The following is a 2,780-nucleotide window of genomic DNA, read 5'->3' on the forward strand; positions in this document are numbered from 1 at the left end:
AAATGGATATAATTCCGATATTCTTTGGGATTGTAGATTTCAGCCAAAAGGAAAGCATCAGGGTTTTTCATCTTGATCGCAGAGTTCATATAGCTCCAAAATTCCACAGGAACCATTTCTGCCATGTCATAGCGGAAGCCATCCACTCCTTTTTCAGTCCAATACAATGCAATGTCTTTGAATTTCACCCATGATGAAGGGACTTCTTTTCCCTGCCAAAATCCGTAATGGGCTTTGTAGTCTTTCTGTGCAAAGTCTGCCGGCAACTCAATGAAATCCTTGCTGCCGTCAGGTTTGATACCGTAGTTGATCTTGACTGTTTCGTACCAATCATAAAAATGAGGTTGAGGCTCACGTGAACCGTTTCCTGTCCATTTGGCAGGGGATTCATCAAATATCCCATCTGCCAAAAGATGGGATTCACCACCTAAAGGCTTGTAGTTATCCAATGGTGCCGGAACTTTAAAATCCTTTCCCGGGATATAATAGAAGTTGTTGTTTTTTTTGTATTCAACCGAAGTGTCGTCACCTGCGCCAAAATCCTTTACTCCTTCGGGATTGCTTTTCCCCTCATATCTTCTGGCAACATGGTTGGGTACGATGTCTATAATGACTTTCATACCTTGGTGATGCGTTCTTGCGATCAAGGCTTCAAATTCCTCCAATCGTGTTTCCGGATTCTCTGCTAGGTCAGGATTGACATTGTAGTAGTCTTTAACAGCATAGGGTGAACCTGCCCTTCCCTTGACCACATCAGGATCATCATTCGAAATGCCATATTCTGTATAATCATTGATCAAAGCATGGTGGGGCACGCCGGTATACCAAATGTGAGTCACTCCCATTGCTTTAATTTCCGAGAGTGCTTTGTCTGTGAAATCATTGAATTTCCCTATTCCATTTTCTTCCAAAGTTCCCCATGGTTTGTTGGTGGTATTGGTGTTTCCAAAAAGTCTGGTAAAGACTTGGTAAACGATGACTTTATGGGGAGTTTCCATTTGGGAAGAGGCTTCAGGGGATTGTGTTTTGGGGGTATCGCAACTAACCAGGGTTGCAAGCAATGTCGAAAAAAAAGAAATTTGGGTCAGGAGTTTGTTCATGGGGTTAAATATAAAAAGTTGTTTCCCACGAAGACACAAAAACACAAAGAAAAAGAGTTTTTTAAAGACCTGTCAGGTTTCAAAGCCCTCCCATTCCTAAATTTCATTTAGGTGAATTATTTTCAGGAGTAAGGCTCTCGGGTACCTCAAATGGATCCAAAGCCACAATTTCCCCATCTTGCGAAACAATGATTGGGCTGTTTTTTTCACGCTTGAATTTGACAAGGTTTTTGTAGGTTTCTTCTAGGCCGAAAATGATTTTTTCAAATTCTTCTTCTTTCACTTTTTCCTTATTTGTCATAGTTTTCTGATAATTCGTTCCAAAGATTTGTTTCGGAAATTGAGATCTTACCTGAACTCATCTTTGCAATCAATTTAAATGGTTTTTTTGAATTGTCAACAAACATCCAATTGTCTACAATTGATTTATATAATTTAAAAAAGTTTATAAGTCTATTATTATACCTTCTTCGGATTACGTCCTCAGGGATATTATGCCCCCCTTCAGCAACTCTTGTCATAACCCTCCTTATTGAAAGATTGGGAGAATATAAATAGAAAAACAACACTGTGGTTTCATATCCTTCATCTTTTGCTTCCTTGAGGAGGTTAACAAAACTCTTTGAAGATAAGGTAGTCTCAAAAGCGAAATTCTCTCCTGATTCCATCAGATTATTTATCCTTTGAAGCATGATTCGTCCGGCCTCTATGGATGCTTTTTCAGGTTGGAAAGGAGAAAGTCCTTTTGCAATTTCATCTGCATTGACAAATTCCTTGCAGTCTAGTATTTCAGGTAATATGGTGTAGGAAGCTGTCGTTTTTCCTGCTCCATTTGGTCCCGCAATGACATAGAGTTTTTGCATCGTATTAAATATAAAAAGTTGTTTCCCTCAAAGACACAAAAACACAAAGAAAAAGAGTTTTTAAAGACCTATCAGGTTTCAAATAACCGACAGGTCTCAATCATTTATAAATTTATCAACCTATACACAAACAAAGTACTCCTTTTGATCAAATCGGGGTATTGCTTCATATTGATCGTTTCGGCGGGGGAGTGGGCGCCTGTACCTGATGCGCCAAGCCCATCGATGCAATCGAGGTAATCCGCGACATAAGAAATGTCACCTGCTCCGCGTGAACCGGGGTCTCCGGCCTTAACTTCACCATAACCCATATCCAAGCTGACCTGACTCAAGATTTTGACCAAAGCCATATTTCCATCTGTAGGCGGCATGGAAGGAATACCATCTTCAAACTCGATGCCTGCGGTGGTACCGTTCAGGTTTTGGGATACGATCTGTTTCATCTTTTCACGTGCCGCTTCTTTTTGTGGTTCGCCGAGGAACCTCAAATCCCCTGTAACGAAAGCTTCTCTTGCCACGATGTTTGTTTTTCCCAATGTTTCACCCGCGCCCGTATCTTCATCATAGCTGATGTCAGAACCGCCGATGATTTGGCCGGGGTTGAATGTGAGGTATTTTTCACCTGCCAATTCTTCTCTGAATTGGTTGAGGATTCTTGCAGCCTCATAGATAGCGCCGTAACCAACTGATTCCCTGAAAACCCCTGAGGAATGAACTTGCTTTCCTGTAGTTTTTAGCGTCCATCCGCTTGCGCCTCTCCTTGCAATGGTGGCAATATCAAATCCCTGTGCAGTCTCGTAACCCAAAGCGTAATCAT

At 41.3% G+C, this 2,780-nt stretch carries 4 protein-coding genes; all 4 read right to left on the reverse strand.

The window, feature by feature from the left end; genetic code table 11:
* The coding region (locus tag ACZFYI_RS18420; RefSeq protein ID WP_462525588.1) for an alpha-amylase family glycosyl hydrolase at window positions 1-1,100 on the reverse strand (1,100 nt) is incomplete at its 3' end.
* A gap of 103 nt (window positions 1,101-1,203) precedes the next feature.
* Window positions 1,204-1,401, reverse strand: coding sequence for a hypothetical protein (locus ACZFYI_RS18425; protein WP_462525589.1), 198 nt, complete (start codon window positions 1,399-1,401; stop codon window positions 1,204-1,206).
* Window positions 1,391-1,963, reverse strand: coding sequence for a zeta toxin family protein (locus ACZFYI_RS18430; RefSeq protein WP_462525590.1), 573 nt, complete (start codon window positions 1,961-1,963; stop codon window positions 1,391-1,393). Before ACZFYI_RS18430 ends, ACZFYI_RS18425 begins: the two co-directional genes overlap by 11 nt.
* 104 nt (window positions 1,964-2,067) lie before the next feature.
* Window positions 2,068-2,780: M20/M25/M40 family metallo-hydrolase (locus tag ACZFYI_RS18435; protein ID WP_462525591.1), on the reverse strand; the 713-nt coding region annotated here is incomplete at its 5' end.

The sequence above is a fragment of the Aquiflexum sp. genome, assembly GCF_977115555.1.

Excerpts from the sequence above, each read along its gene's own strand:
- ACZFYI_RS18425 (WP_462525589.1), bottom strand. The coding sequence starts at position 1,401 with ATGACAAATAAGGAAAAAGTGAAAGAAGAAGAATTTGAAAAAATCATT.
- ACZFYI_RS18430 (WP_462525590.1), bottom strand. The coding sequence starts at position 1,963 with ATGCAAAAACTCTATGTCATTGCGGGACCAAATGGAGCAGGAAAAACG.